The 25,880-nt window shown below is 54.2% G+C and carries 19 protein-coding genes and 2 riboswitches; of the genes, 8 read left to right on the forward strand and 11 right to left on the reverse strand.

Features of this window, described 5'->3' with window-relative positions; genetic code table 11:
• Positions 1–53: 53 nt before the first annotated feature.
• Positions 54–3,017 carry a ribonucleoside-diphosphate reductase subunit alpha gene (locus ACMZ66_RS19200; RefSeq protein ID WP_416939696.1) on the reverse strand — a complete coding sequence of 988 codons (2,964 nt, stop codon included), beginning with the start codon at positions 3,015–3,017 and terminating at the stop codon, positions 54–56.
• A gap of 104 nt (positions 3,018–3,121) precedes the next feature.
• Positions 3,122–3,348: riboswitch (cobalamin riboswitch) on the reverse strand.
• A gap of 180 nt (positions 3,349–3,528) precedes the next feature.
• Positions 3,529–3,644, forward strand: a riboswitch (TPP riboswitch).
• Between the two features lie 127 nt (positions 3,645–3,771).
• Here ACMZ66_RS19200 and thiC point away from each other — a divergent pair.
• The gene (thiC, locus tag ACMZ66_RS19205; RefSeq protein ID WP_416939698.1) at positions 3,772–5,583 is read left to right on the forward strand and encodes a phosphomethylpyrimidine synthase ThiC; all 1,812 of its coding nucleotides are present in this window, start codon (positions 3,772–3,774) and stop codon (positions 5,581–5,583) included.
• A gap of 72 nt (positions 5,584–5,655) precedes the next feature.
• On the opposite strand, the gene ACMZ66_RS19210 is transcribed toward thiC, so the two are convergent.
• The 6 genes from ACMZ66_RS19210 to ACMZ66_RS19235 all read right to left on the reverse strand — a co-directional run bounded on the left by ACMZ66_RS19210 (position 5,656) and on the right by ACMZ66_RS19235 (position 10,988).
• Positions 5,656–6,417, reverse strand: a complete 762-nt coding sequence (locus ACMZ66_RS19210; RefSeq protein ID WP_416939699.1) for a PhoH family protein — start codon at positions 6,415–6,417, stop codon at positions 5,656–5,658.
• 338 nt (positions 6,418–6,755) lie between these two features.
• Positions 6,756–7,982 (reverse strand): organoarsenical effux MFS transporter ArsJ, encoded by a 1,227-nt coding sequence (arsJ, locus tag ACMZ66_RS19215; RefSeq protein WP_416939701.1) that lies wholly within the window; start codon positions 7,980–7,982, stop codon positions 6,756–6,758.
• Between the two features lies 1 nt (position 7,983).
• Positions 7,984–9,009 (reverse strand): ArsJ-associated glyceraldehyde-3-phosphate dehydrogenase, encoded by a 1,026-nt coding sequence (locus ACMZ66_RS19220; RefSeq protein ID WP_416939703.1) that lies wholly within the window; start codon positions 9,007–9,009, stop codon positions 7,984–7,986.
• Between the two features lie 46 nt (positions 9,010–9,055).
• A complete protein-coding gene (arsB, locus tag ACMZ66_RS19225) occupies positions 9,056–10,090 on the reverse strand; it encodes an ACR3 family arsenite efflux transporter (RefSeq protein WP_416939745.1) in 1,035 nt (344 codons plus the stop codon).
• Between the two features lie 20 nt (positions 10,091–10,110).
• Positions 10,111–10,623 carry an arsenate reductase ArsC gene (locus tag ACMZ66_RS19230; protein ID WP_416939704.1) on the reverse strand — a complete coding sequence of 171 codons (513 nt, stop codon included), beginning with the start codon at positions 10,621–10,623 and terminating at the stop codon, positions 10,111–10,113.
• Positions 10,624–10,655: 32 nt separating this feature from the next.
• Positions 10,656–10,988, reverse strand: a complete 333-nt coding sequence (locus tag ACMZ66_RS19235; protein ID WP_416939706.1) for an ArsR/SmtB family transcription factor — start codon at positions 10,986–10,988, stop codon at positions 10,656–10,658.
• A 161-nt stretch (positions 10,989–11,149) separates the two neighbouring features.
• Here ACMZ66_RS19235 and ACMZ66_RS19240 point away from each other — a divergent pair, with 161 nt between their 5' ends.
• From ACMZ66_RS19240 to ACMZ66_RS19250, 3 genes are all read left to right on the forward strand, one after another.
• Positions 11,150–11,491: an ArsR/SmtB family transcription factor gene (locus tag ACMZ66_RS19240; protein WP_416939708.1), complete on the forward strand. Its 342-nt coding sequence runs from the start codon at positions 11,150–11,152 to the stop codon at positions 11,489–11,491.
• 49 nt (positions 11,492–11,540) lie between these two features.
• Positions 11,541–12,578: a permease gene (locus ACMZ66_RS19245; protein WP_416939710.1), complete on the forward strand. Its 1,038-nt coding sequence runs from the start codon at positions 11,541–11,543 to the stop codon at positions 12,576–12,578.
• A gap of 103 nt (positions 12,579–12,681) precedes the next feature.
• Entirely contained in the window at positions 12,682–14,274 is a 1,593-nt protein-coding gene (locus ACMZ66_RS19250) for a peptide chain release factor 3 (protein ID WP_416939711.1), read from the forward strand.
• Between the two features lie 72 nt (positions 14,275–14,346).
• Here ACMZ66_RS19250 and ACMZ66_RS19255 read toward each other — a convergent pair whose 3' ends face one another.
• The 3 genes from ACMZ66_RS19255 to ACMZ66_RS19265 form a co-directional block, all read right to left on the reverse strand.
• Positions 14,347–14,676 (reverse strand): AzlD family protein, encoded by a 330-nt coding sequence (locus tag ACMZ66_RS19255; protein WP_416939712.1) that lies wholly within the window; start codon positions 14,674–14,676, stop codon positions 14,347–14,349.
• Positions 14,673–15,470: an AzlC family ABC transporter permease gene (locus tag ACMZ66_RS19260; RefSeq protein ID WP_416939714.1), complete on the reverse strand. Its 798-nt coding sequence runs from the start codon at positions 15,468–15,470 to the stop codon at positions 14,673–14,675. The genes ACMZ66_RS19255 and ACMZ66_RS19260 overlap by 4 nt, the downstream gene beginning before the upstream one ends.
• Positions 15,471–15,623: 153 nt before the next feature.
• On the reverse strand, positions 15,624–16,532 hold the full coding sequence (locus ACMZ66_RS19265; RefSeq protein ID WP_416939715.1) for a LysR family transcriptional regulator: 909 nt from the start codon (positions 16,530–16,532) through the stop codon (positions 15,624–15,626).
• A 167-nt stretch (positions 16,533–16,699) separates the two neighbouring features.
• Between ACMZ66_RS19265 and speB the strand changes: the two genes are divergently transcribed.
• Positions 16,700–17,755 carry an agmatinase gene (gene speB, locus ACMZ66_RS19270; protein WP_416939717.1) on the forward strand — a complete coding sequence of 352 codons (1,056 nt, stop codon included), beginning with the start codon at positions 16,700–16,702 and terminating at the stop codon, positions 17,753–17,755.
• A 69-nt stretch (positions 17,756–17,824) separates the two neighbouring features.
• Here the strand turns inward: speB and ACMZ66_RS19275 are convergent, their stop codons facing one another.
• Positions 17,825–18,670: an AraC family ligand binding domain-containing protein gene (locus ACMZ66_RS19275; protein WP_416939719.1), complete on the reverse strand. Its 846-nt coding sequence runs from the start codon at positions 18,668–18,670 to the stop codon at positions 17,825–17,827.
• A gap of 407 nt (positions 18,671–19,077) precedes the next feature.
• On the opposite strand from ACMZ66_RS19275, the gene ACMZ66_RS19280 reads away from it, so the two are divergent.
• From ACMZ66_RS19280 to ACMZ66_RS19290, 3 genes are all read left to right on the forward strand, one after another.
• Positions 19,078–21,201, forward strand: coding sequence for a methyl-accepting chemotaxis protein (locus tag ACMZ66_RS19280; protein ID WP_416939721.1), 2,124 nt, complete (start codon positions 19,078–19,080; stop codon positions 21,199–21,201).
• Positions 21,202–21,537: 336 nt separating this feature from the next.
• Positions 21,538–22,686 carry an efflux RND transporter periplasmic adaptor subunit gene (locus tag ACMZ66_RS19285; RefSeq protein ID WP_416939723.1) on the forward strand — a complete coding sequence of 383 codons (1,149 nt, stop codon included), beginning with the start codon at positions 21,538–21,540 and terminating at the stop codon, positions 22,684–22,686.
• A gap of 2 nt (positions 22,687–22,688) precedes the next feature.
• Positions 22,689–25,880, forward strand: a complete 3,192-nt coding sequence (locus ACMZ66_RS19290) for an efflux RND transporter permease subunit (RefSeq protein WP_416939725.1) — start codon at positions 22,689–22,691, stop codon at positions 25,878–25,880.

Below are 25,880 nucleotides of genomic sequence, written 5' to 3' on the forward strand. Positions count from 1 at the left end.
GTATTGCTGGTGTCTTCAACCCAATCAAGCATGATTTTGTTCCTGTTTTCTTGTTACTGGCAGGCTTCACAATCCGGATCATCAAGGGCGCAGGCTTTGCCCCAGACTTCTCCGCTGGTGATGGCATCGGCTTGTGCCGCAGTGGACTGTGGGGCAGTCGCGATCACGGCAGAGGGACGATTGGCGATTGGGGTGTCAGATACGCTGGTGGGTGAGGGGATGTTTGTGGCCGATGTCGAGATAGCTGTTGGGGCATTGGCAACGGCATTGAGGCGACCATCGGTGCCTTTCAATGTCGATTTTTCGACATGGGTGGCAGCACTGGATCGAAGGTAATAGGTGGTCTTAAGACCGCGTAACCATGCCAGACGATAAAGATCATCAAGCTTCTTGCCCGATGGATTGGCGATATAAAGGTTCAGTGATTGCGCCTGATCGAGCCATTTCTGACGACGGGATGCGGCTTCGATCAACCAGGAAGAATCCAGCTCAAACGCCGTGGCATAAAGCGCCTTGAGATCATCTGGAATGCGGTCGATCTGGCCGATGCTGCCATCGTAATATTTAAGATCCGAGATCATGACTTCATCCCAGATTCCGCGTGCTTTGAGGTCACGGACAAGGGCCGCATTCACCACCGTGAAATCACCCGACATGTTCGATTTCACAAACAGGTTGCGATAGGCCGGTTCAATCGATTGGCTGACGCCGCAAATGTTCGAGATGGTCGCGGTTGGGGCAATCGCCATGGTGTTGGAGTTGCGCATGCCAATGGTTTTGACGCGTTCGCGCAGGTCATCCCAATCAAGACGTTGTGTGCGATCAACATTGAACTCGGTGCGTTCGTTGGCAAGCAGTTCGAGAGAATTGATCGGAAGGATGCCTTTGGACCAAAGCGATCCGTCGAAGCTTTCATAACGGCCACGTTCGGCAGCCAAATCGACAGATGCGGAAATGGCGTGGAAGGAAATGGCTTCCATGCTTTCATCGGCAAAGCTGATGGCGTTATCGGATGCATAAGCGATTTTCAGTTTCTGCAACGCATCCTGAAACCCCATCAGACCAAGCCCAACCGGACGGTGACGCATATTGGAATAACGCGCTTCGGGGATGGTGTAGAAGTTGATATCAATCACGTTATCAAGCATGCGCATTGCGGTTTTAACCGTCTTTGCCAGCTTGTCATGGTCAATGCCGTTTTCGGTGACATGAGCCAGAAGATTGATCGAACCAAGGTTACATACAGCAACTTCATCAGCCGAAGTGTTCAGCGTGATTTCCGAGCACAGGTTCGATGAATGCACAACACCGCGATGCTGTTGCGGGGATCTGATGTTGCATGGGTCCTTGAACGTGATCCATGGATGACCGGTTTCAAACAGCATGGTCAGCATGCGCCGCCACAGATCAACGGCACGCACAGTTTTGAAGTTTGCGATTTGCCCGCTATTGGCCTTGGCTTCATAGGCCTCGTAAGCAGCCTTGAACTTCGCGCCATACAGGTCGTGCAGGTCTGGCGTATCGTCGGGGGAAAATAGCGTCCAGGGGCCATCGGCCATGACGCGTTCCATGAACAGATCCGGAACCCAGTTGGCCGTGTTCATATCGTGCGTACGGCGGCGGTCGTCACCGGTGTTTTTGCGCAGATCAAGGAACTCTTCGATGTCGATATGCCAGGTTTCGAGATAGGCACAGACAGCACCCTTGCGCTTGCCACCCTGATTAACCGCAATTGCCGTATCATTGGCGACTTTGAGGAACGGCACCACGCCCTGACTTTGGCCATTGGTGCCTTTGATATGCGCGCCAAGGCCACGCACCGGCGTCCAGTCATTGCCAAGTCCGCCGGAATATTTTGCAAGCAACGCGTTGTCCTTGACCGATTTAAAGATGCCATCAAGGTCATCTGGAACGGTGGTCAAGAAGCAGGATGAAAGCTGTGGGCGGCAGGTGCCAGAATTAAACAGCGTCGGGGTCGATGCCATGAACAGAAAGGTCGAAAGCTGATCATAAAATTCGATCGCCTTGGCCTCGCGGTCGATTTCGCGGATGGCAAGACCCATGGCAACGCGCATGAAGAAGGCCTGCGGCAACTCAAAGCGCGATCCTTTGACATGCAGGAAATAGCGATCATACAACGTCTGAAGACCCAGATACTGGAAGTTCAGATCACGTTCCGGCTTGATCGCAGAAGCGATCTTTTTCAGATCGAACTTCGCGAGTTCGCCGTCGATCAGCCCGGCTTCGATCCCTACTTTAAGGGCGGCGGGAAAGTAGGTGGCGTACCGATCTTCCATCTCGGCTTGGGTCGCCTGTTCCGGACGACCAGAAACAAAACTCAGTGCTTCGGCACGCAGTTTATCAAGCAGCAGGCGCGCACTGACAAATGCATAATTCGGTTCGCGTTCAACCAGCGTTCGGGCCGCCATGATCGGGGCCAAGGCAAGCTCGCCCAATGTGACGCCGTCATAAAGATTGCGGCGCGTTTCATCCATGATCGGGGTTGGGGAAACACCTTCAAGATCACCGCAGGCCTCCGAGATGACGGTGGCAAGGCGATCAAAATCAAGCGGGCTTTTGCTGCCATCGGGCAGGGTGACGGATAGCTCTGGTGCGTCGATCTTCTTCTTTCGTGCATCAAGTTTGGCGCGTTCGCGTGCGCGGTCCTCGCGATACAGGACATAGGCGCGCGCGACCTTGTGGTGTTCGCTGCGCATCAGAGCCAATTCAACCTGATCCTGAATATCTTCGATCTGAAGGGTATGGCCCGGTGTAACGCGGCGCAGAAGAGTTACTGTGACTTGTTCGGCCAAGTCATCGACAATGTCATGTACGCGATGTGACCCGGATGCTGTTTCGCCCTCTGCTGCCAAGAAGGCCTTGGTCAGGGCAGCTTTGATTTTGGCAGGATCAAAGTCGGTGACCGACCCGTTGCGTCGAATGACCTGATAGCCGGATTGAGGGAGTGTTGTGGGATCAGAAACGGCAGGCCGTTCCATTTGAAGAGTAGCTGACATCGTAAGCCCCAATAAATGGGGGCAAAGGCCAAACGGAGGTATGCAGGGATGGGTGGCAGGTTGATGCCACATCACAAGCACTCCACCGGGACACCCCGCCCGTGAATGTTAAGTTCGCTCACGGCAGGTCTCCTGGCTTGCGGGTCGATGCTTCATCCGGCCTTCCCGAAACGCTGATCGTTTCAGTGACCATTTCTGGATGCAAGCTCACCGCTTACAGTTGCGGGGGCAGCTTCGGCATTGCCTTGCATATGCAAAACGCACCGAATTCCCTCTTAGCCTTCGAGATGAAAAAGGATCACTTCGAAGGACCGTGATGCCCATATATTGGGGTTGATGTGTATTTTTCGTCAACATATATGTTTTCTTGACGGAGTTTGGGCGCAGGTGTGATCGGCCTGGAAGCCTTTTGCGGTGTTCGTTTCAGGCAGGTTAAAAAAATGTGGATGTGTTTGGTCGACCACTACTGGTGACAGGAATTGACATCACCTCTTTAACTTGCAACCTTGCAATTGATCACCTGGGGAGCCCCGACAAGGGGCTGAGATACTGCTGGCGATGCAGCGCAGTGACCCATTGAACCTGATCCAGTTCATACTGGCGTAGGGATGGTGCAGAGGCTGGCATATTCACGTGTTCCTGATGGGCTTGATCCGTCTGGTGCGGGTGAATTTTCACCATAATGTCAGCCCCCCTCATCACATGCCTTTCGCAGAACTGGGTCTCCATTGCTTTGACTGCAAAGGGACCTTTTATGTCTGTCAAAATTTCTACATCCGATGTCACCACCGGGCCATTGCCCGCATCGCGCAAGATCCATATTTCTGGATCGCTGCATCCTGATATTCGCGTGCCGATGCGTGAAATCTCGGTCCATCCCACAGCCGGGGAGCCACCGTTGAAGGTGTATGATCCATCGGGTCCCTATACCGATCCAGATATTGAAATCGACATCGCCAAGGGATTGCCGAGAATTCGGCGCAACTGGATTGCCGGGCGCGGTGACACCGAACGATATGCCGGACGCGCAATCAAACCCGAAGACAATGGTTTTGTTGAAAGTGATAGCCATGCTGTTCCGGTTTTCCCCGATCATCACGCACCCTTACGCGCAACCGATGGTCAAGCGGTCACGCAGCTTGCCTATGCCAGGGCAGGCATCGTTACTGCTGAAATGGAATATGTCGCGATCCGCGAAAATATGGGCCGTGCCGAATTGCGGGCGAATGCAAAGCGTGATGGCGAGGCGTTCGGGGCAGTCATCCCCGATAATGTCACGCCAGAGTTCGTTCGTGATGAAGTGGCCCGTGGGCGTGCCGTGATCCCGGCCAATATCAACCATCCCGAAGCCGAACCCATGATCATTGGCCGCAATTTTCTGGTCAAGATCAACGCCAATATCGGTAATTCGGCAGTGACATCGTCGATGGGGGAAGAGGTTGAAAAGATGGTCTGGGCAACCCGGTGGGGGGCCGATACCGTCATGGATCTGTCGACCGGGCGCAATATCCACAATATTCGTGACTGGATCATTCGCAATTCCCCGGTGCCAATCGGCACGGTGCCGATCTATCAGGCTTTAGAAAAAGTTGGTGGGATTGCCGAAGACCTGACATGGGAGGTTTTCCGCGACACCCTGATCGAGCAGGCTGAACAGGGCGTTGACTACTTCACCATTCATGCCGGATTGCGTTTGCACCACATCCCGCTGACGGTTCATCGGGTCACCGGGATTGTATCGCGCGGTGGGTCGATCATGGCCAAATGGTGCCTGCATCATCACCGCGAAAGTTTCCTTTATGAGCATTTCGCCGAGATTTGTGACATCTGCCGGATGTATGACGTGTCGTTCTCGCTGGGCGATGGATTGCGGCCCGGGTCAATTGCCGATGCCAATGATGCCGCCCAGTTTGCCGAACTTGAAACCCTTGGCGAGCTGACCCAGATCGCCTGGGCCAAGGATTGTCAGGTCATGATCGAAGGGCCCGGTCATGTGCCGATGCACAAAATCCGCGAAAATATGGACAAGCAATTGGCGGTCTGTGGCGAAGCGCCGTTCTATACGCTAGGCCCGCTAACGACGGATATCGCACCGGGTTACGATCACATCACGTCTGGTATTGGGGCGGCGATGATTGGATGGTTCGGCACGGCGATGCTGTGTTACGTCACGCCCAAAGAGCATCTTGGTCTGCCCGATCGTGATGATGTCAAAACCGGGGTGATTACCTATAAGATCGCCGCACACGCCGCCGATTTGGCGAAGGGACATCCGGCAGCACAGGCGCGTGACGATGCGCTTTCGCGTGCCCGGTTTGAATTCCGTTGGGAAGATCAGTTCAACCTGTCGCTTGATCCCGAAACCGCGCGATCCTTCCACGATCAGACCCTGCCCAAGGAAGCCCACAAGGTGGCGCATTTCTGTTCGATGTGTGGGCCGAAATTCTGTTCGATGCGGATATCGCACGAAATCCGTGCCGATGTGCAAAAGGAAGGCATGGCTGCGATGGCTGATAAGTATCGCGATGGCGGTGATCTTTATATGCAGGTAGATGCAAACGACTAAACGCGAAAGGCGGGTCCCGAAAGACCCGCCTTTTTCTTCTTTGGTTTGCCGTGTCGGACCTGAAAGGTCGTGTCAGAGAACGGTCAGCATGCTTGCGACCAGCGGGTGACGGACGATGTCCTTGTCACGCAGCTGAACACAGGCGACGTCTTCGACATTTTCAAGGCGTTCGGACATTTCCGACAGGCCGGACATTTCCGGCAGAAGGTCTGTCTGGTCCGGGTCACCGGTCAGGATCATGGTGGAGTTCCAGCCAAGGCGGGTGACCAGCATCTTGAGCTGTCCGTAGGTGCAGTTTTGCGCTTCGTCGATGACGACAAAGGCATTGTTCAGCGTGCGGCCACGCATATAGCCGATTGGTGCAATTTCGATGGTGCCATCGGAAAGATAGGTGCGCAGACGTTTGGTTCCGAGGCGATCATTAAGGGCATCATAAAGCGGGCGAAGATACGGGGCCATCTTGGCTTCGACATCGCCTGGCAGGAAACCGATATTCTCGCCGGCTTCAACGGCCGGGCGGGCCAGAACGATGCGGCCGATGTCACCCTTATCAAGGGCTTCGACGGCTTTAGATACGGCGATATAGGTTTTACCTGTTCCGGCCGGGCCGAGCGCCAGAATAAGGTTGAAGGCGTCGATGGCCTCCATCAATGCAGCCTGGTTTTCACTTTTCGGGCGGATGTTGCGGCGGTAGCTTTGATCGCGGGGGCCTTTCTGTTCTGCGGCTTCCCCTTGAAGCGGATGCCAGTCAGCGTTTTTTTCATCAAACAGTTCGTGGACATTGTTGTCGGACTGTTGCGGACGATTACGACGGCGTGCTGCGCGCTTACCCATGACGATCACCTCATCAAATGTGCCAAAAAAGCAAAACGCGCCATTCCGTCATGGAAAGGCGCGCATTCAATTTTCATCTTGCGATGGAAGTGGCGGTAGGAGTTTCCGCCGGTCACAACATGTTGCATGTGCGATCCGGGGGGCGAAAATTCTCGTTGTAAGACGCTTTTTCGCGGCACTCGGGAACCCCTCCTAAGGTCAAGTGATTGACCGTTATCTGGAATCGTACCCCCATATGCAGTGTCTTGTCACGGGTTTTTACGCGATGAAATTTTCATGAATTTGGAAAATGAGTTTTTTCAGATATTTATCCCGCATCTGCGAAGGAGCTTTTTTGTTCAACTCTGCGGTGTGGCTGTTTCGCGTGATGGAAGGGCGGCACTGATGATCCAGCTGATGGTCAAAAATGCAATCGATGTCACAAGGCACCCAACCAGCCCGCCATACAGATACGTGATCCCTGACAGGATTGTACCCGAAAGCCGCCCGATGGCGTTGGACATGTAATAAAACCCCACATTCATCGCGACCTTATCCCCATCTGCATAGGCAAGGATCAAATAGGAATGCAGCGATGAATTTACCGCAAACACAATCCCGAACACCGATAAACCACCCAGAACTGCAAGTTGCGGTGAAATGTCCTGCGTGATGGCAGCAGCGATTGCGGTGGTCACGGCAATCAGTGCGACCAGCCAGAATTGCGCAGTGCGGCCATCAGGTTCGCGAGATCCCGCACGCAACATTTTCGGCGCGATGGCCTGAATGAAGCCATAGCCGATGACCCAGGCGGCCATGTATGTGCCGACCTCAACATGGCCCCAGCCAAGTTCGGATGCCAGAAACACCGGAAGACCAACCACAAACCAGATATCGCGCGAGCCAAACAAAAACAGGCGGGCAGCCGATAGAATGTTGATCTTGCGATCGCGTGAAAAAACCTCGTGGAATTTCGGCTTGGCTTTGCTCGCAGGGCCGCTCATGGCATTGCCCAGCGATACTGCGACTGCAATCAGGGTGAGAGCCAATCCCGCTGCCATTGCCAGCAACGCACCGGAAAAACCCAGCCATGACAGCAATGCGCCGCCCATGAAAAAGCCGATCCCCTTAAGCGCGTTCTTTGATCCGGTCAAAAGTGCGACCCAACGGAACAGGGCACCTTCGGCATCGGCGGGAACCAGAACCTTGATGGCCGATTTGCTCGACATTTTGGTCAGGTCTTTGGCGACGCCCGATGCGGCCTGAAGTCCCATGACATAGGCAACCGAAATTGCCGGAAGCCAATCGGGGTTGGTCAGGGACAGGGCCGAAAGCGATCCGATCTGAAGGATCAATCCGGCAAAGAGGGTAAAGCGCAATCCGCGTGCCTGTGCAAGCCAGCCGCCAACCAGATTGGTGACGATGCCTGCAAATTCATACAGGATGAACAAAAGTGCGATTTCAAACGCCGAGTAACCCAGCGCATGAAAATGCAGCAGCACAAGCATGCGCAAGGCCCCGTCGGTCAGGGTGAAACCCCAATAGGCCCCGGTGACCAGCGCATAATTGCGGATTGCTGATGACATGCTATGCCCCCAACAGGCTTTGTGCGACTTTGGCGGTCAGATCCGCCATGCGGCAGACATAACCCCATTCATTGTCGTACCAGGCCAGAACTTTGACCTGGCGTTTGTCGATCACCATGGTCGATCCGGCATCAATGATCGAAGAGCGGCTGTCATTTAGGTAATCCGCACTGACAAGCGGACGTTCTTCATAACCGAGAATACCGGCAAGATAGGTTTCTGATGCCTCGCGCATCAGACTATTGACGGTTTCAACATCCGTGTCGCGGGCGACCTCAAACACGCAATCAGTCAGTGACGCATTAAGCAGCGGCACACGCACGGCAATGCCGTTCAATTTGCCCTTCAATTCCGGGTAAATCATCGTAATCGCGGTCGCGGAACCCGTGCTGGTCGGGATCAGCGATTGCAGGCAGGACCGCGCGCGGCGCAAATCGCTATGCGGCAAATCGACAATCGTCTGTGTGTTGGTCACATCATGGATCGTGGTGATGGAGCCATGCACGATGCCAAGTTTTTCATGTATGACCTTGACCACCGGGGCCAAGCAGTTTGTGGTGCAGCTTGCTGCCGTCAGAAGGTCATGCTGCGCCGGGTCATAAAGATCGTCATTGATCCCGTAGACGATATTAAGCGCACCTTCCTTGACCGGGGCTGCGACGATGACCTTTTTAACACCCTGATCGAAATAGGGCTGCAGCGTTTCAGGCGTTTTGAATTTGCCGGTGCATTCCAAAACAATGTCGCAGCCAAACGATACCCAATCGGTTTCGCCCGGCGTTGCATTGTCGCTAAAACTGATTTTGTGCGTTTGATCGATCACCACATGGTCATCAATACAATCGACCCGATTGGTCCAGCGGCCATGAACGGAATCAAATTCCAGAAGGTGGGCCGCAGTTTTTGCGCCACCCTTGATTTCGTTGATATGGACAAATTCAAGGTTCGGGTGGCCCCAACCGGCGCGCAAAACCAACCGGCCCATGCGCCCGAAACCATTAATGCCAATGCGGAATTTCTTGTTCATATCGCTAACCTGAAACCTGTACGTCAAATGGGTCTGGATGTTGGATTTAGTGTGATGGGGCGTTGGGTGTTCCAAACCAGTTTCGTGATCGGTTGGCGATGGCAACAAGGGACAGCATCACCGGAACTTCGACCAATACGCCGACAACGGTTGCAAGTGCCGCCCCTGATGAAAATCCAAACAGGCCAATGGCGGTGGCAACGGCCAGCTCAAAGAAATTCGATGCGCCAATCATGGCCGAGGGCGCGGCAATGCGATGCTCAACACCCAGGAACTTGTTGGCGACATAGGCAATGGCGGCAATGAAATAGGTCTGCAAAATGATCGGCATAGCCAGAAGCGCAATGATTACCGGCTGGGCAATGATTTGCTGCCCCTGAAAGGCAAACAGCAAAACAAGTGTGCTGAGCAACGCGATCATGGAAAGCGGTTTGACCTTGGCGTCAAAGGCGTTGAAGTGATCAAGCCCGCCCTTCATCAGCCAGCCACGGATGGCCTGCCCGGCAATCACCGGGATCACGATAAAAGCCACGACCGAAATCGTCAGCGTTTCCCAAGGAATGGTGATTGCCGAAATGCCCAAAAGCAATGCGACAATCGGAGCGAAGGCAAAAATCATGATCGTGTCGTTCAGTGCCACCTGCGTCAGGGTGAAATTCGCATCACCCTTGGTTAGATGCGACCAGACAAACACCATCGCCGTGCAGGGTGCGGCACCCAGCAAAATCAATCCCGCGATATAGCTTTCAATTTGGGCTTCGGGCAAAAGAGGTCGGAACAAAAAACCGATAAACAGCCAGCCAAGGGCCGCCATAGTAAAGGGTTTGATCAGCCAGTTCACACCAAGCGTCACCCCGATGCCACGCCATTGACGGCGCACTTCATGCAGGGCGGCAAAATCCACCTTCATCAGCATCGGCACAATCATCAGCCAGATCAGAATGGTGACCGGCAGGTTGATCTCATACGCCGTCAGATTGCCAATCGCCTGAAATAGAGCCGGGAAAAGCTCACCCAAGATGATGCCAACCACGATGCTGGCGGCAACCCAGACGGTCAGATAGCGTTCAAACAGGCTCATGGGGGCATCGTTCTTCTCGGTCATGCGTAATCCAGCATCTGTTCTTTGCCGATCCGATCAAGTTCAGCCTGCAATGACAGGCGATCCAGTGATTTGAAGGGCAGGCTTTTGAAAATCGAAATCCGGTTGCGGAGCATGCGATAGGTATCGGCAAAGGCCAGACGCTTTTGCGCAGCTGTGCTATCAACGCTTGCCGGATCGGGCACACCCCAGTTTGCGGTCAAGGGGGAGCCTGGAAAGATCGGGCAGTCTTCATTCGCGGTGGCATCGCAAACCGAAAAGACGAAGTCGAATTTGATTTCATCCTGAAGCGCATAGGTTTCCATCGGTTTGGATGAAAAATCCGCAACGTCATGGCCAAGGCTTATGAGAAGCTCTGCCGTATAGGGATGGATTTCGCCGCGCGGATAAGACCCGGCACTATAACCAAAGAAATGATCGTGGCCTTCCTTGCGCAGGATTGCCTCGGCCAGAATGCTGCGTGCGGAATTGGCTCGGCACAGGAAAAGCACGTTATAGGTCCCACCAGACATGACATCGCGTCCTTTGATTGGGGTGGTTCGAACTAACAGCAGCTCTTGTCAATTGCAGGCACAATCCCGCAAAGCTCCGGGCGTCCTTGGCAGCAATCATCGGTCAGAAAACCCAACAGATCGCGCATCACTTCCGGCACGATCCGGTAAATCATCGATCGTCCGTCGCGTGTTGCCGTGATCAGGCCCGCATTGCTCAATGTTGCCAGATGCGACGACATTGTGTTGTGCGGAATCCCGATTTGACGGGCCAGTTCGCCTGCGGGCATGCCGGTTTCTCCGACCGCTGCCAGCATACGAAAAGCCGCCAGTCTGTGTTCCTGTGCCAAAGCAGCAAGTGCTGTGATTGCGTTATTTGTGTCCATATGTCGGGAATTATCGACATATGTGGTGATTGGCAAGTGACAATTGTGTTTCAGGGGGGGTGAAGAATCTTGTGGGTTGGAATTATTATTTTAAATCAATGACCTGATCGTTAATTGATGAATTTACTTTAAATAACTAGAAATATAGTTATATTGATCGTATGAAAGAAAAAGACATCGCACCGGCCTTTGCGGCCCTGGGGCATGAAGCCCGATTGAAGATCTATCGCCTGCTGGTCAAGGCCGGCGATGATGGGCTTAATATTGGCGATATTGGCCGGTTGCTTGATCTTCCGGCATCGACCTTGGCCCATCATCTGGGAACTTTGGTGCAAGCCGGATTGGTTGCGCAGGAAAAACATGGGCGTGAAACTCGTAACCGCGCGGACTTTGACGTGATGCGTAAAATGGCAGGCTTCATTGCCGATGAATGTTGCAGCGGTGTCGATCTTGATGCTGTACCTGCGGCTCAAGCGGGCAAGGAGCCTGAAACGGCAGCGTGAGGCTGCCTTTCATTTGATTAAATATAACTATAATTCTAGGGATATAGATATGACTGCCCTGACAATGCAACTTCGCCGGATTGGTGTTTCAGCCCGCCAGATTGATCGGGTTCTGTTGGCATTCATCGCCATCTTGCTGGCTGTCTATCTGTTTGATCCGGGGCAGTTGGCACCAAGCATGGTCTTTACGCTTGAGGCCTTTGCGGGTACCGCGCCCTATTTGGCTTTGTCGATTGCGATTGCTGCTTATGCGACGGCAAGCGGGGCGGATAACCTGATATCGCGTGCCTTTGCAGGGCACCCGGTGCGTATGGTGTTTACCGCTGCGGCCTTTGGCGCGCTGTCACCATTTTGTTCCTGCGGGGTCATCCCGTTGATTGCGGCCTTGCTGGCGATGGGGGTTCCATTGGCGCCGGTTATGGCGTTTTGGTTGGCATCCCCTGTGATTGATCCGGCAATGTTTGTCCTGACAGCCGGGACACTTGGAACCGATTTTGCCGTGATCAAGATGATTGCCGCGATTGCACTTGGTCTGATGGGCGGGTTTGTCACCATGTGGCTGGTTGGGCGCGGTTTCCTATCTGATCCGCTGCGCGAAGGTGTTGGCAATGGTGGATGCGGTGGGGCGAAGGTCCGTGCGCCCAAGGATGTCGTCTGGAAGTTCTGGCAGGAGCCGGACCGTATCACCAAGTTCCGCACCTCAGGGATCGCCAACGTGATCTTCCTTGGAAAATGGATGGCTTTTGCCTTTTTGCTCGAAAGCCTGATGGTGGCCTATGTCCCCGCGGAAAGTGTCAGCGGTCTTTTGGGCGGTACCGGCATTGCGCCGATTGCGATTGCCACCATTGTTGGCGTTCCGGCTTATTTGAATGGTTATGCGGCCCTTCCGATTATGGAAGGCCTGATATCGCAGGGTATGCAATCAGGGGCGGCGATGGCGTTTTTGGTTGCGGGCGGGGTTTCATCCATCCCGGCGGCAATTGCGGTCTTTGCGTTGGTTAAGCGGCCGGTTTTTGCCCTTTATCTGGCCTATGCGCTGGTTGGATCGTTTGCAATCGGGGTGACTTCGCAGGTTTGGCTGGGTTGATTGGGGTTCTACATGCCCGATATGACGAATTCACGGTGGCAATAGCGGCAAAAATCGCTACATTGCGCGCCAAGAAATTCATATCGGATTAAAGTTGATAACCATGTCGATGATTGACCAGCAGGTATCGCGTCGCCGTACCTTCGCCATCATTGCCCACCCGGATGCGGGTAAAACCACCCTGACCGAAAAACTGCTTCTTTTCGGGGGTGCCATCCAGATGGCTGGTGCGGTGAAGGCGAAAAAGGAACAAAAGGGCGCGCGTTCGGACTTCATGAAGATCGAGCAGGATCGCGGTATTTCCGTGTCATCCGCTGTCATGACGTTCGAGTTTGAAGAAAACATCTTCAACCTGCTTGATACGCCGGGCCACGAAGACTTTTCCGAAGATACCTATCGCGTGCTGACCGCCGTTGATTCCGCCGTGATGGTGATTGACGGTGCAAAGGGCATCGAGGCCCAGACGCGCAAGCTGTTTGAGGTCTGTCGTCTGCGTGACGTGCCGATCACGACGTTCGTTAACAAGCTTGACCGTGAAGCCCGTGATTCGTTCGAACTGATTGATCAGATCGAACAGGACCTTGCCCTTGATGTATCGCCGGTGACTTGGCCGATCGGCTCGGGCCGTGATTTCCATGGTTGTTATGATCTGGTCAATGATCAGCTTCTGTTCATGGAAAAAGGCGGCAATATCGTCAAGGAAGCCATTCCGATCAAAGGATTAGATGATCCCAAGCTTGATGAGCTGATCCCGGATTACCTTCTCGAGAAGCTTCGCGAAGAAGTCGAAATGGTGCGCGAAATCTGCCCGCCATTTGATCTGCAAAGCTATCGCGAAGGTCATCTGACGCCGGTCTTCTTTGGCTCAGCAGTTAATAACTTTGGCGTGCGTGAATTGCTGCGCGGTATTGGTGATATCGCACCGACCCCGCGCCCGCAGGAAGCGGCAACGCGTCTGGTCGAAGCGGTCGAGTCAAAGGTTGCTGGTTTTGTCTTCAAGGTGCAGGCCAACATTGACCCGAACCATCGTGACCGTATTGCGTTTATTCGTCTGTGCTCGGGCCATTTCAAACGTGGCATGAAGCTTAAGCATGTGCGTGCAGGCAAACAGATGGCGGTGCATAACCCGATGCTGTTCTTTGCCAATGAACGTGACATCGCCGAAGAAGCATGGCCGGGCGACATTATCGGCATCCCGAACCACGGGACGCTACGTATTGGTGATACCCTGACCGAGGGCGAAGACCTTCGCTTCCGTGGTGTTCCGGCCTTTGCACCGGAATTGCTGCAGAAGGTGCGCCTTGATGATCCGCTGAAGGGCAAGCATCTTCAGCGCGCGCTGGAACAGCTTGCCGAAGAAGGCGCATCACAGGTTTTCAAACCGATGATGGGTGCCGACTGGATCGTTGGTGTGGTTGGTCAGCTTCAGTTCGAGGTTCTGAAAGAACGTATTTCGGCTGAATATGGCATCAAGGTTCATTTCGAACAGACCCCGGCCTATGCCGCGCGCTGGGTTGTTGGTGATCCGCTGGAAATCAAGAAATTCCGCGATACCAACCAGTCCGCACTGTTTGAGGACCATGACGAAACGCTCGTCTTTATCGCGCGTAACGCCTGGCATCTTGATACGACCCAAAGCGACTGGCCGAACCTTAAGTTCGAAGCTACCCGCGAACAAAACATGGTTGCGGCGTAAATATTTGCTGCAAACCGAGACGGAAAAAGCCGCCCAGAACAGGGCGGCTTTTTGTTTGGGAAATCGTAGGCCTTAGCTACCGATGAAATATCGACCGACACCGACCAGAACCATGCCAACTGCCATCGCGGCAAACAGGTTGCGGGCAACGGCCATGGTGACGACGGTGGCCGCAGCACCGGCAATGCCAATCGCACCGGCCGAAAGGGCGCTGGGCACCCAGACCGAAATCAAAACCGCACCGGGCAGGCGTTCAAGCACATGTGCCCAACGACCATGTTGCGGCAGGCGGTCGGCCATCAAAAGACCGCCCAGGCGCATGCCATAGGTCACAGCAGCCATGCCAAGGATGGTCAGAACGGCTTCAAGGCTGAAGGATGTCAGATCAGGGAACTGGCTCATTTACCTGCCTCCGGGCTTAGGGTGCCTTCGGGCGCGGCATAGGCATCGCGTCCCTCGACCGCAAATTCGGCTTCAAGACTGTCATCATCCATATCCGGACGCCATGTAAGGGCAGCAGTGACAACTCCCGCACCCGCACCGGCCAAGATCGACCAGGTGCCCGGTAATGTGTAATGGCCAATGATCGATCCGATCGCGGCCGCCACCCACGGCAGCAGGTCAACTTTGCCCTTCCACATGCCGATGGTCAGGGCTGCGAACACCGCGGTAAAGGCGAAATCAAGCGCGTAAACTTCGGGATCAGGAATGCCACCACCCAAAAGGTAGCCTGCAATATTGCCCGTTGCCCAAACCACACCAAGGAAGATACCACCACCAAGCAAGAAGCCCGGATTGGCGAGATTTTCCTGTGTCATGGATACCGCCCAGTTTTCATCAGCAACCATATGCATGCCGGTGATCTTGACCCAGAGCGGGCGACCGCGAAATACCGGGCGCAGGGATGCGCCAATCAGGATATAGCGCATATTGATCACAGCCGTTGCGATGATGATCGTCGCACTGGGCACGGTTTCACGCCACAGATCGACCGAGACAAACTGTGCTGATCCGGCAAAGACCGTCAGGCTCATGAAAAGAAGTTCGCCCAGCGACAATCCGCGCTGGGCTGCAAGCACACCCAATACCGCACCAAAGATGATGGTGCTGGGTAGCAAGGGCAGACAGGCAAGTGCGCCACGTCTGATGGTGTCAGGGTCGAAATGCCCAACTTGGGCAGGTCCGGGGCGTGACATTTCCGACATTTCCTATCTTGTGTTTCGCCAGTTCATTGTGGGGGCGACTGGCGATTGCTGGTGGGCGAGGAGCCATTTGCTTCAGGCTCCAATATGGACCCAATCAGATAGGGGGTATTGGACGATATTGCTATTGCTGTTTTCGTCGGTCTGTCAGGTGTGCCGGGCGGCAAAATCATCAATCAGCATTTCAAGGAAAAGCCGGGTGATCGGATCGGGTTGCTTGCTGTCATCAAGGCTTGCCTGAAAGGTGACATCCACTTTCAGCCGTTCCGGCAGGATCATGCGCATGCGCCCGGCCTCAACAAACTGCCTGGCATAATGTTCAGGCAAATAGCCGAGAAACGCACCGGACAGGATCAGGCGTGCCTCGGCCTCCATATCTGTCACCGTGGCGTGCGGGCGGGCGATGGCGAATTCTTTCAAATCCCGGCCAAGCCATGATTTTCGCCCGATCAGGCGATATCGCCGGACTTCATCAATATCGATTTCCGAATCTTCGCGGGCAAAAAGCGGATGATCCGATCCGCAATAGAACCGGTGGGTTTCGTCATAAAGCGGGATATAGCGCAGGCCCAGTACCGTTTTTGGAAAGCTGCAAATGCCGATCTGGATATTGTCGGTGACCACTTCGCGCAACAGGTCATTGGGCGGATAGGTCACAACATTCAAAGAAACATCCGGGGCATGTTCCATGAACCGTGCGATGGTCTGTTCGATACGTCGGGCATTTGGATCAGTGATGGTGTTGTCGGTAAGTCCGATCGTCAGAGTGCCGCTTAACCGGTCCCGCAATGCGCGCATCTTGTTTTCATAATGCGCAACCGATTTGAATAATCGGTGGGCTTCTTCAAACACCACCTGACCTTCGGCCGTTAGCGCGAAACCACCCCGGCCGCGTTTGCACAGCGTAAAGCCCAAACGTGTTTCCAGCGCGGTGATATAGCTTGAGATTGTTGAAAGTGACAGGTTGAGATCACTTTGCGCAGCAGCAAAACCCCCGGCTTCGACAATGCTCAGGAAAATTCGCAAAAGCTTGAGATCGGCTTTTTCCGTGATCATCGGCGGGCTCCATCCACAAGTGATCAATACTTTGAAAATTATCAAAGTAAAGTTCATGAATACGTGATTTTCCCCCGCGTCGCAATTTGATCTGATCGGTGGATCAAACAAATTTGGCCATCGGTGCACGCCATGTGGCTGACCGGTAAGCCTGCTGAGGAGGTCTTATGTTCACTGACGAGAAACTTGCCAAACTGCGCGAAAAATACCGCAATGCCAAAGGCGGGGACATGTTTGACCCGCATTTCCGCGAAGTCGCAGCATCGCAGTTTTCCGAAAGTGGCGGGCGCAAATGGCCGTTTGCCGGTGTGCCGACCTTCCTTGATGCGCCATTTGCCGCCGAAGCAGAGCGCGACAATTTTGCAGACCTCGACATCGCGCTGGTTGGTGTTCCGATGGATCTTGGTGTCAGTAACCGTGCCGGTGCGCGTCTTGGTCCGCGTGCGGTGCGCAATATCGAACGCATCGGCCCGTATGAACATGTCCTGCGCATGGTGCCAGGGGCTATGGCCCGCATTACTGATATTGGCGATGTTCCGTTTCGCAGCCGCTACTCGCTTGAAAGCTGCCACGAGGATATCGAGGCTTATTTCAACAAGATCGTCGCGGCCGGTGTCATTCCGATTGCGGTTGGCGGCGATCATTCGATCAGCTATTCGATCCAGAAAGCCGTTGGCAAGGATCGTCCGGTTGGCATGATCCATCTTGATGCCCATTGTGATACCTGCGGGGAATATGACGGATCACGTTTCCATCATGGTGGTCCCTTCCGCGAGGCGGTCATGGATGGCGTGCTTGATCCCGAACGCACCATCCAGATCGGTATTCGCGGCCCGTCGGAATATATCTGGGAGTTTTCCTATGACAGCGGCATGACCGTTATTCACGCCGAAGACGTTCCGAAAATGGGCGTTGATGCGGTGATTGCCAAGGCCCGCGAAGTGGTCGGGGACGGCCCGGTTTATCTTTCCTTTGATGTTGATTGCCTTGATCCGTCCTTTGCGCCGGGCACCGGCACGCCGGAAGTTGGCGGCCTGACATCCCGCGAGGCATTGGCGATTTTGCGCGGCCTCAAGGGGGTTGATTTTGTTGGCGCCGATGTTGTCGAAGTCGCACCGCAATATGACGCCACGACAAATACTGCGCAGGTGGCTGCACAGGTTCTGTTTGAAGAGCTTTGTCTGGTGGTCGATGCGATGAAGCGCCGCAAGGGGGATGCATAAGTCAGAGCGGGCAAATCTGTGCCGGGCCTGTCTGAAAGCACCTTTAATCAGCAGGTGCCAAGGATCCGATCAGGTTTTTTGATCAAGGCTTGCGATAAATGCGCCGGGGCTGACACCCCACATGGCCTTGAAATGCCGGTTCAGATGGCTTTGATCAGCAAAGCCGGTGGCAGCTGCCGCATCGGCAATGCTTGATCCATCAAACAACATCCGTTTCGCGCGCCGCAAACGCATATGGTTGAAATAGGTGTGCGGTGGCAGTCCCGTGGCTTCGCGGAAAACGCGCAGTAAATGAAAACGGCTTAGTCCCGTGAGCTGTGCCAGATCATCAAGCGCAATATTTTCGTCCAGATGGGCCGCCATATAATCAATCACCGCCTGAACGCGTTTGTCTTCTGATCCCGGTTTGTAAACAAATGGCGGGGCATCCGCGTGACGAAGGGCCAAGCGCGCGGCACTGTAAAGAAGCTGGCTGTCGCGTTCCAAAAGACTGGTCGTCGCACCAAGCTCAGGGCGGAACATGCGATGCAACCCCTGAAGCTGCAAATGCAGTTCCGGGTCATCGACTACGCAATTGCCAAAGAATGGCAGGCCAGGGTCCCTTGGTGAGAGTTCGCGCACAAGATCGCCAAACACCTCGGGTGCGATGAACATGATCTGGTATTGATAGCCGTCATCGGATGCCGGACCACCATCATGGACCTGCATCGGGTTCATCATCAAAAGCTGTCCGCGTGATGCGACGTAATTCGTTCCCCGCGTCATAAATTGTTCCGCCCCGTTCAGGATGGTGCCAAACGCGTAATAGTCATGGCTATGCTTGGGGAACGTGAAATCCTTGTAGTCGGCTTCAAACAAATCAATCCCATGCGCTGCGCGCCAGTGGCGGGCAATCTCGCGGGGGCGCCGGGGCATAACGATGTTTGGCCGGGGCGCTGGTTTGTTGCGTGAAACCTGTTCCATAACGCAAGTATAGCGCCAAAAAATCAGCCGGCTTGTACAATATTGTCATGGCGACATTTTTGGATCATCGGGCCAAAGCCGGAAACGCATTCCATCAGAAATATTAGCGAGTCGCGGCATTGAACGGCTTAAACCGTTATTTACAGAATTTCTAAAAGCATAACTTACACCTATACTCGTATAGGGTGATGTTCATATGAACACTAATTATGTTGTTTTGTGTTGTTGTGCGCTGCGAAATTCATCGTCATGAGCGTGAATTGCTGGATGAATCCTGATTTCATCTAAGTGTTACAAAACTAACAGCCCAGACATTGTAAGGATCGCGCCAAACGTCCCACTTTATGTTTGGAAATTCGATGTTTCTTGACCGTATTCGCATTGGATCGCGCATTTTCGCCGGTTTCTTTGTCCTGGTGGTCCTTCTGGTTGGTTTGAGCGCGCTATCGTCAAACTACCTTCTTGGCTTTGGTGCGCATGCTGATCGCATTGCCAAAAGCACCGGCCTTGTCGGACTGGCCAATGACTATGCGTTGAAACTTGAACGCCTGTCGAACCAGGTCCTGTTGTTCGCCCAAACCGTTGATGTGCAAGATCGCGAAGGCATCACCACCATTCGCGAAACTGCCGAGCAAAGCGGCCAGACACTGGTCGAAGCGCTTCGTGCGGCAGGCGATCTTGAACGCGCCGATGCACTTGAAAGCCTTAGCGCGCATTACATCGCAACGCTTGAGCCACTTGTTCTGCGTGCTGAAAACCTGACGGCTGCATCTGACACCATGTTGCTTGGTGCAAATCAGCTTGGAAGTTCTGCGGCGAAGCTTGAAGAGTTTATCGCCAAGCGCGATCCCGAGATTGCCGGTAAATATGCTGACCCGCTGGGCGAAGCCAATCTGGCAGCGATCGTAAATAGCCTGCAATATTCAATCCTGCGCACGCCGGAATCGCTTGATACGGCACGTGCGCAGACCTCTGCGCTGACCGATCTGCAAGAAGAAATCAAAACCGCAGTTGGTAAGCTTTCACGCAATGACAAGAAGCTGTTTGCTTATGCAGTGCGCGATAATGACCTCCTGAAACAGGGGGCAAACCAGCTGCAATCTTCTATTGGTGGGTTCCGTCAGTCGATGGATGACTTCAAGGCCGCTGTGCGCGAAGTACAAACCATCACGCAAAACATCCGTGCTGAGGCAATGGCAAACCAGATTGCGTTGGTCGATGCCGCCCATGCAGATTCGGAAAAATCTGCCATGACCAACATCGTGGTTGCTGCGGTGGGTGTTTTGATTGCCATCGCACTGGCCCTTGGTATCGCCATGAGCATCTTGCGTCCGCTTAAGCGTGTGAATGGTGAAATGACGCGCCTGAGTGAAAATGACACCCACATCGATCTTGTCGATGTTAACCGTCGTGACGAGTTCGGTGCGATGGCCCGTACGGTTGCGATCTTCCGCGAAAACGCGCTGAAGATCGAACAGATGGCCGAAGAACGCATTACACTTCAGCGTATCGAAGAAGAAAAACGCCGCGCATCACTTGGTGCGATGGCCGACACGATCGAAGGCGAGACCACCGGTCTTGTTAAATCGGTCAGCCATCAGGTCACCCGCATGCGTGAAGCCGTCACCGAGGTTGCTGCTGCGGCCGAGCGTGTCACCATCCAAACCCAGGCCGCGACGGGTGCAGCCCATGACAGCCAGTCGCATTCCAATGCGATTGGTGATGCGGCCGTGCGCCTGACCCAGGCGATTGGATCGATCGCCAACCGGGTTGAGCATCAGCGCGAAATTGCCCAGAACGCTGTTGGGTCAACTGCGCAGTCGGCCAGGGCGGTCGATGACCTTCGCGAAGTGGCAACCAGCATCGAACAGATCGTTGATCTGATCCGTGGTATTGCCGGTCAGACGAACCTTCTGGCCCTGAATGCCACCATCGAAGCAGCCCGTGCGGGCGAAGCTGGCAAAGGCTTTGCCGTGGTTGCCGCCGAGGTCAAAAACCTTGCCGGTCAGACTGAACGCGCGACCGAGCAGATCACTGAACATGTCAATGCGATGGGGGCGGTAACCGATCGTTGCGTCGCCTCGATGGAAGAAGTTGGTGTGACGGTGCGTTCGATGATGTCGATTTCTGATGAGGTCGCAGGTGACGTTGAACATCAACGTCGCGAGACCGAGGAAATCACCGGTGCCATTTCCCTTGCCGGGGATGCCGTGCGCAATGTGGGTTCGGCAATTGGCGAAGTTTCCAACGACATCGAAGTCACCCGGAAGCTTAGCCTTGATCTAAACCGCCGCGCAGATGAAGTCGAACGCAATGTGACCGAACTGACGGCATCACTTGATCGCGCAGTTGCCTCTGCTGCGGGTGATGATGATCAAAGCGATCAAGATGATTACGCCATGGATCACAATGAAGATGATCAGGAGTGGCACGAAGGTAATCTTGTCGCTTTCCCGCAGCGGGAATTTTTGGGTGCTGCCTGACGGGCGGCCCTGATTTTCCACGTCACAGACTGAACAAATCGGGCCTGCATGCCGTATCTGGTGTGCAGGCCCGTTTCGTTCCAAACCTGTATCACCCGATATACTTTGCAAAATGCTGGGTTTATGGGGTGTTAGGATACAAATTGCGACGTTTCTGATACACTTTTTGTGTGGTTCTGACCGCGTGCTTGCAATATCGTTTTGCCAATTAGTGTTTCGAATAAGAATAAACGCCCAATTGGCGTAATGAACTGAAATACGGAAACTTTCCCTACGCGGGAACAGGGCTCTTTGGGGCGGATCAGGTGATTTGCCCGACTTGGAAGTATCAATGCGATGGCGCGTAAATCAACGCTTCTGATCGCAGGTGTCGCACTCATCGCAGTTGCTGCATCTGCCTATATTTTTGCCAAAGACGAAATCACGGCACTTGTGTCGCCTGATGCGCAACCGCAACAGGCGCAACAACGTGGTAGTGGTGGCAATGGCGGTGACCGCAGCCTTCCGGTGATTGCCGAATATGCCAGCCTGATGGATGAAAAGACCGTGGTTGAATCGGTCGGTACCGGCAAATCAGCCCTTGGGGTATCAATTTATCCGGCGGTCTCTGGCGAAGTGGCAGATGTTTTGGTGCGCGCCGGTGACAAGGTTGCCAAGGGTCAGGTTCTGGTGATCCTGAATTCCGAACGTGAACGTCTTGCACGCGATCTTGCCGCGGTTCAGGCAAAGGATGCGCAGCAACTTCTTGCCCGCTATGAACAGGCACGCCCCTTGGGCGCTGTTGCAGAAAGCGAGGTCGATAGTGCACGCACGGCATTGGCCGAAGCACGCATTGCCCTTGATCAGGCCGAAGTTGATCTTGCCGATCGCACCATTTTGGCGCCGTTTGACGGGATTGTCGGTATTCCGCAGATCGAACCCGGCGATCGCGTCGACAGTTCAACGGTTCTGGTCACGCTTGATAATATCGAAAGCATTCTGGTCGATTTCGAAGTAGCTGAAACCCGGTTTGACAATGTGCGCGCGGGTCAGTCGGTGCGTGTTGAAACCTGGAGCCTGCCCGGTGAAACTTTCACCGGTGTGGTTGAATCCATTGCCAGCCGCATTGATCCTGATAGCCGGACATTTAGTGTTCGCGCACGCGTGCCCAACCCCAATAGCCGCCTTCTGGCCGGTATGTCCTTTGCGGTTTATGTCGATATCGAAGGCAAGCAATATCCGTCAGTCGCTGAAATCTCTGTTCTTTGGGGCGATGGAGGGACATATATCTGGCGCATTGAGGATGAAAAGGTATCGCGTGTTCCTGTGCGCATTGTAAAGCGTACCAATGGGCGCATCCTGCTTGATGGTGACATCGCCAAGGGTGATCTGATTGTCGTCGAAGGTGTTCTTCGTTTGCGTCCGGGCCGCACTGTTGCCGCGACCATCCGTGGCAGCGATGAAACAGGCGTTGCCACCCGCGATGGATCGGGTGAGGGGTCCTGATCATGACCGAAGGTGCGGGTAACCAGAACCATAATGATCTGGCGTCACTAAGTATCCGTCGACCAGTTCTGGTCTGCGTTGTTGCCCTTTTGATCATACTGGCCGGTCTTGCGGCCATGCTGGGCGTCGAAATCCGCGAACTGCCAAACGTGGACCGCCCGACGGTCACAATTACCGCGGACTATAGCGGCGCATCCCCCGAAACGGTCGATGCCGAGGTAACCTCGGTCCTTGAAGGTGCCGCATCACGGGTAAGTGGTGTCAAAAGCATCAATTCCCAAAGCGAAGAGGGCAATGCCCGCGTTCGTATCGAATTTTATCCCGACGTTGAAATCAATGATGCTGCCAGCGACATCCGCGAAGCCGTCAGTCGGGCATCCCGCAGCCTTCCGGATGCGGTCGAAGATGTCCGTGTCGTCAAGGCCGATGCCGATGCCAGCCCGATCATGCGTATGGCAGTGGTCAGCAACCGCCTGACCGAAGAAGAACTTGCCAATATCGTTGAAGATCAGATCAGCCCGGCACTGCTTGCGGTGCCAGGTGTTGCCGAAGTTTCGGTGAATGGAGACCGTGAAAAGGTCCTGCATGTGCGCATCGATCCGCTGCGTATTGCAAGCTATGGCCTATCGGTTCAAGACATTGCTGATGTTCTGAGCACAGCGCAGTTTGATATCCCGGCCGGCAGTTTTGAATCATCTGATCAGAAGCTTTTTGTCCGTGCAGACGCATCCGTTTGGGAAGTTGAGAAACTTAACCAAATGCTGGTGCGCGATGCGATCCTTCTGGGCGATGTTGCTGACATCTATTACGGCCCGGATGATGCAACATCTTATGTGCGCCTTGATGGGCGTGCGGTGATTGGTCTTGGCATCGTGCGTCAGGCACAATCGAACACGATTGCGATTTCCAATGGTGTGCGTGCTGTCGTCGAACGGCTGAACAGTCAATATGACGACATCAATGTGTTCGTGAACTCTGATGATGCGGTGTTTATCGAAGGTGCGCTGTGGGAGGTGATCTTTAGCCTTGGCTTGGCGATCATTATCGTGATTGGCGTGCTTTACCTTTTCCTGCGTTCGCTTACCGCAACATTGATCCCGACCGTGACCATTCCGATTGCCTTGATCGGGACCGTGGCGGCGGTTTGGGCAATGGGCTTTTCGATCAATATCCTGACCTTGCTGGCGCTGGTTCTGGCGACCGGGATGATCGTTGATGATGCGATTGTCGTTCTTGAGAACATTCAGCGTCGTCGTCATCAAGGCCTTGGTTCCATGGCCGCAGCCGTCCTTGGCACCAGGCAGGTTTTCTTTGCGGTTATTGCAACGACGCTGACCCTGATTTCGGTGTTCGTGCCGATTTCCTTCCTGCCCAGCACGGCCGGGCGTTTGTTCCGTGAATTTGGCTTTGTTCTGGCGTTTTCGGTCGCGGTGTCGTCATTTGTTGCGCTGTCACTTTGTCCGATGTTGGCATCGCGCCTGAAACATATTGATCCGCATGAAGGCGATCCGAATGCCAAGCCAAATATGCTGGAACGGGTCGGTTTCTTCTTTGCCGGAATTTACCGTCAGATCCTTGAATGGGTTTTGCGTAATCCGGTCGTGACCCTGATGATTTGTATCGTTGCGGGCGGCGTGGCATTTGGTGCCTATAACGCAGTGACCAAGGAACTCCTGCCTGAAGAAGATCGTGGTCGTATCCTTGTTTCCCTGCGTGGTCCGGATGGCGTCGGCATCGATTACATGGATCGTCAAGTGGAGGCGGTTGAAAACATTCTGCGTCCGATTGTCGAGGCAGGTGACGCCTATAACATCTACACCATTGTTGGCCTTTGGGACCCGAACCGCGCGCTCGTGATTGCACCACTGGTGCCATGGAATGAACGAGATCGCGGTCAGCAGGAAATCACCAACAGCATTCGCGGGAAGCTCAATGCATTGCCCGGTGTTCAGGCCTTTGTCTGGCAGCCCAACAGTTTGGGATTACGTGGTGGTACGGGCGAAGGTTTGCAGTTTGCCCTGACCGGTACGAACTATCGCAACTTGGCGGCCAATGCGCGCGCCATGCAGCAAGAAATCGAAGCAAACTATCCCAATCTGACGGGGCTTCGGGTGTCTTATCAGACAACCCAGCCGCAGCTTCTGGTCAATATTGATCGCAAGCGTGCCTTTGATTTGGGTATCGAGATTGATGAGCTTGATAACACCCTGCGCGCCATGATCGAGGGATACGAAGTCGCCGACATCAATGTCGATGATCAGAATGTACCGATCAAGATACGCAGCGCGGTGGGTGCGATTAATGATCCGGCCGATCTGGAGAACCTGTTTGTCAGTGGTACAGATGGTCGCATTTTGCCATTGTCTTCGGTGATCACGCTAAGCGAAGAAGCAGTCGCGTCCGAGCTTGAACGCGAAGGCCAACAACGTGCCGTGACGATTTCGGGCAACCTTGCACCGGGCTATACCCTTGATGATGCGGTGCGTGATGTGAACGAAGTGGCCGATAAGGTTCTGCCGCCGGGAATCGGGGTTCTGTTCCTTGGCGATGCGGCCGCCCTTGGTGAAACATCAAACGATGTCCAGATCACCTTCCTGATTGCGGTTCTGGTTGTGTTGCTGGTTCTGGCTGCACAGTTCGAAAGCTTCATGTCAGCACTGGTGGTGGTCCTAACTGTGCCGTTTGGTCTGGCAGCGGCGATCTTTGCGCTGAGCTTGAGTGGAACATCGATCAACATCTACAGCCAGATCGGGCTTGTGATGTTGGTGGGGCTGATGGCCAAGAACGGTATTTTGGTGGTCGAGTTTGCCGATCAGCTACGTGATGCCGGAAAATCTGTTCGCGAAGCCGTGCATGATGCCGCCATGGTACGTTTGCGGCCGATCATGATGACGATGATTTCGACCGTACTGGGCGGCTTGCCGCTTGTGCTTGGATCTGGTGCCGGGGCCGAAGCCCGTGCGGCAATTGGTTGGGTCGTGTTTGGTGGTCTTGGCTTTGCCACGGTCTTTACACTGTTTCTCACACCGGTTCTTTATTTGCTTCTGGCACCACTGGTGTCAGCCCGTGCGGATGGTGGGTTGAAACTACAAACCCAGCTTCGCGCGGCAGAAGACATCCCTGATACTGGTGAACTGCCCGAAGAAATCATTCATGGTCCGACGACAGGTACTATTGAAGGAAGTGCGAAATAA

It is taken from the genome of Thalassospira sp. (genome assembly GCF_048059015.1).
In the GTDB taxonomy this organism is placed as follows: domain Bacteria; phylum Pseudomonadota; class Alphaproteobacteria; order Rhodospirillales; family Thalassospiraceae; genus Thalassospira.

Coding starts and splice junctions, on each gene's coding strand:
- ACMZ66_RS19250 (WP_416939711.1), top strand. CDS start 12,682: ATGTCGATGATTGACCAGCAGGTATCGCGTCGCCGTACCTTCGCCATC.
- ACMZ66_RS19200 (WP_416939696.1), bottom strand. CDS start 3,017: ATGTCAGCTACTCTTCAAATGGAACGGCCTGCCGTTTCTGATCCCACA.
- ACMZ66_RS19210 (WP_416939699.1), bottom strand. CDS start 6,417: ATGGGTAAGCGCGCAGCACGCCGTCGTAATCGTCCGCAACAGTCCGAC.
- thiC (WP_416939698.1), top strand. CDS start 3,772: ATGTCTGTCAAAATTTCTACATCCGATGTCACCACCGGGCCATTGCCC.
- ACMZ66_RS19280 (WP_416939721.1), top strand. CDS start 19,078: ATGTTTCTTGACCGTATTCGCATTGGATCGCGCATTTTCGCCGGTTTC.
- arsJ (WP_416939701.1), bottom strand. CDS start 7,982: ATGTCATCAGCAATCCGCAATTATGCGCTGGTCACCGGGGCCTATTGG.
- ACMZ66_RS19220 (WP_416939703.1), bottom strand. CDS start 9,009: ATGAACAAGAAATTCCGCATTGGCATTAATGGTTTCGGGCGCATGGGC.
- ACMZ66_RS19230 (WP_416939704.1), bottom strand. CDS start 10,623: ATGTCTGGTGGGACCTATAACGTGCTTTTCCTGTGCCGAGCCAATTCC.
- ACMZ66_RS19235 (WP_416939706.1), bottom strand. CDS start 10,988: ATGGACACAAATAACGCAATCACAGCACTTGCTGCTTTGGCACAGGAA.
- ACMZ66_RS19290 (WP_416939725.1), top strand. CDS start 22,689: ATGACCGAAGGTGCGGGTAACCAGAACCATAATGATCTGGCGTCACTA.
- ACMZ66_RS19255 (WP_416939712.1), bottom strand. CDS start 14,676: ATGAGCCAGTTCCCTGATCTGACATCCTTCAGCCTTGAAGCCGTTCTG.
- ACMZ66_RS19240 (WP_416939708.1), top strand. CDS start 11,150: ATGAAAGAAAAAGACATCGCACCGGCCTTTGCGGCCCTGGGGCATGAA.
- speB (WP_416939717.1), top strand. CDS start 16,700: ATGTTCACTGACGAGAAACTTGCCAAACTGCGCGAAAAATACCGCAAT.
- ACMZ66_RS19285 (WP_416939723.1), top strand. CDS start 21,538: ATGGCGCGTAAATCAACGCTTCTGATCGCAGGTGTCGCACTCATCGCA.
- ACMZ66_RS19260 (WP_416939714.1), bottom strand. CDS start 15,470: ATGTCACGCCCCGGACCTGCCCAAGTTGGGCATTTCGACCCTGACACC.
- ACMZ66_RS19275 (WP_416939719.1), bottom strand. CDS start 18,670: ATGCCCCGGCGCCCCCGCGAGATTGCCCGCCACTGGCGCGCAGCGCAT.
- ACMZ66_RS19265 (WP_416939715.1), bottom strand. CDS start 16,532: ATGATCACGGAAAAAGCCGATCTCAAGCTTTTGCGAATTTTCCTGAGC.
- arsB (WP_416939745.1), bottom strand. CDS start 10,090: ATGAGCCTGTTTGAACGCTATCTGACCGTCTGGGTTGCCGCCAGCATC.
- ACMZ66_RS19245 (WP_416939710.1), top strand. CDS start 11,541: ATGACTGCCCTGACAATGCAACTTCGCCGGATTGGTGTTTCAGCCCGC.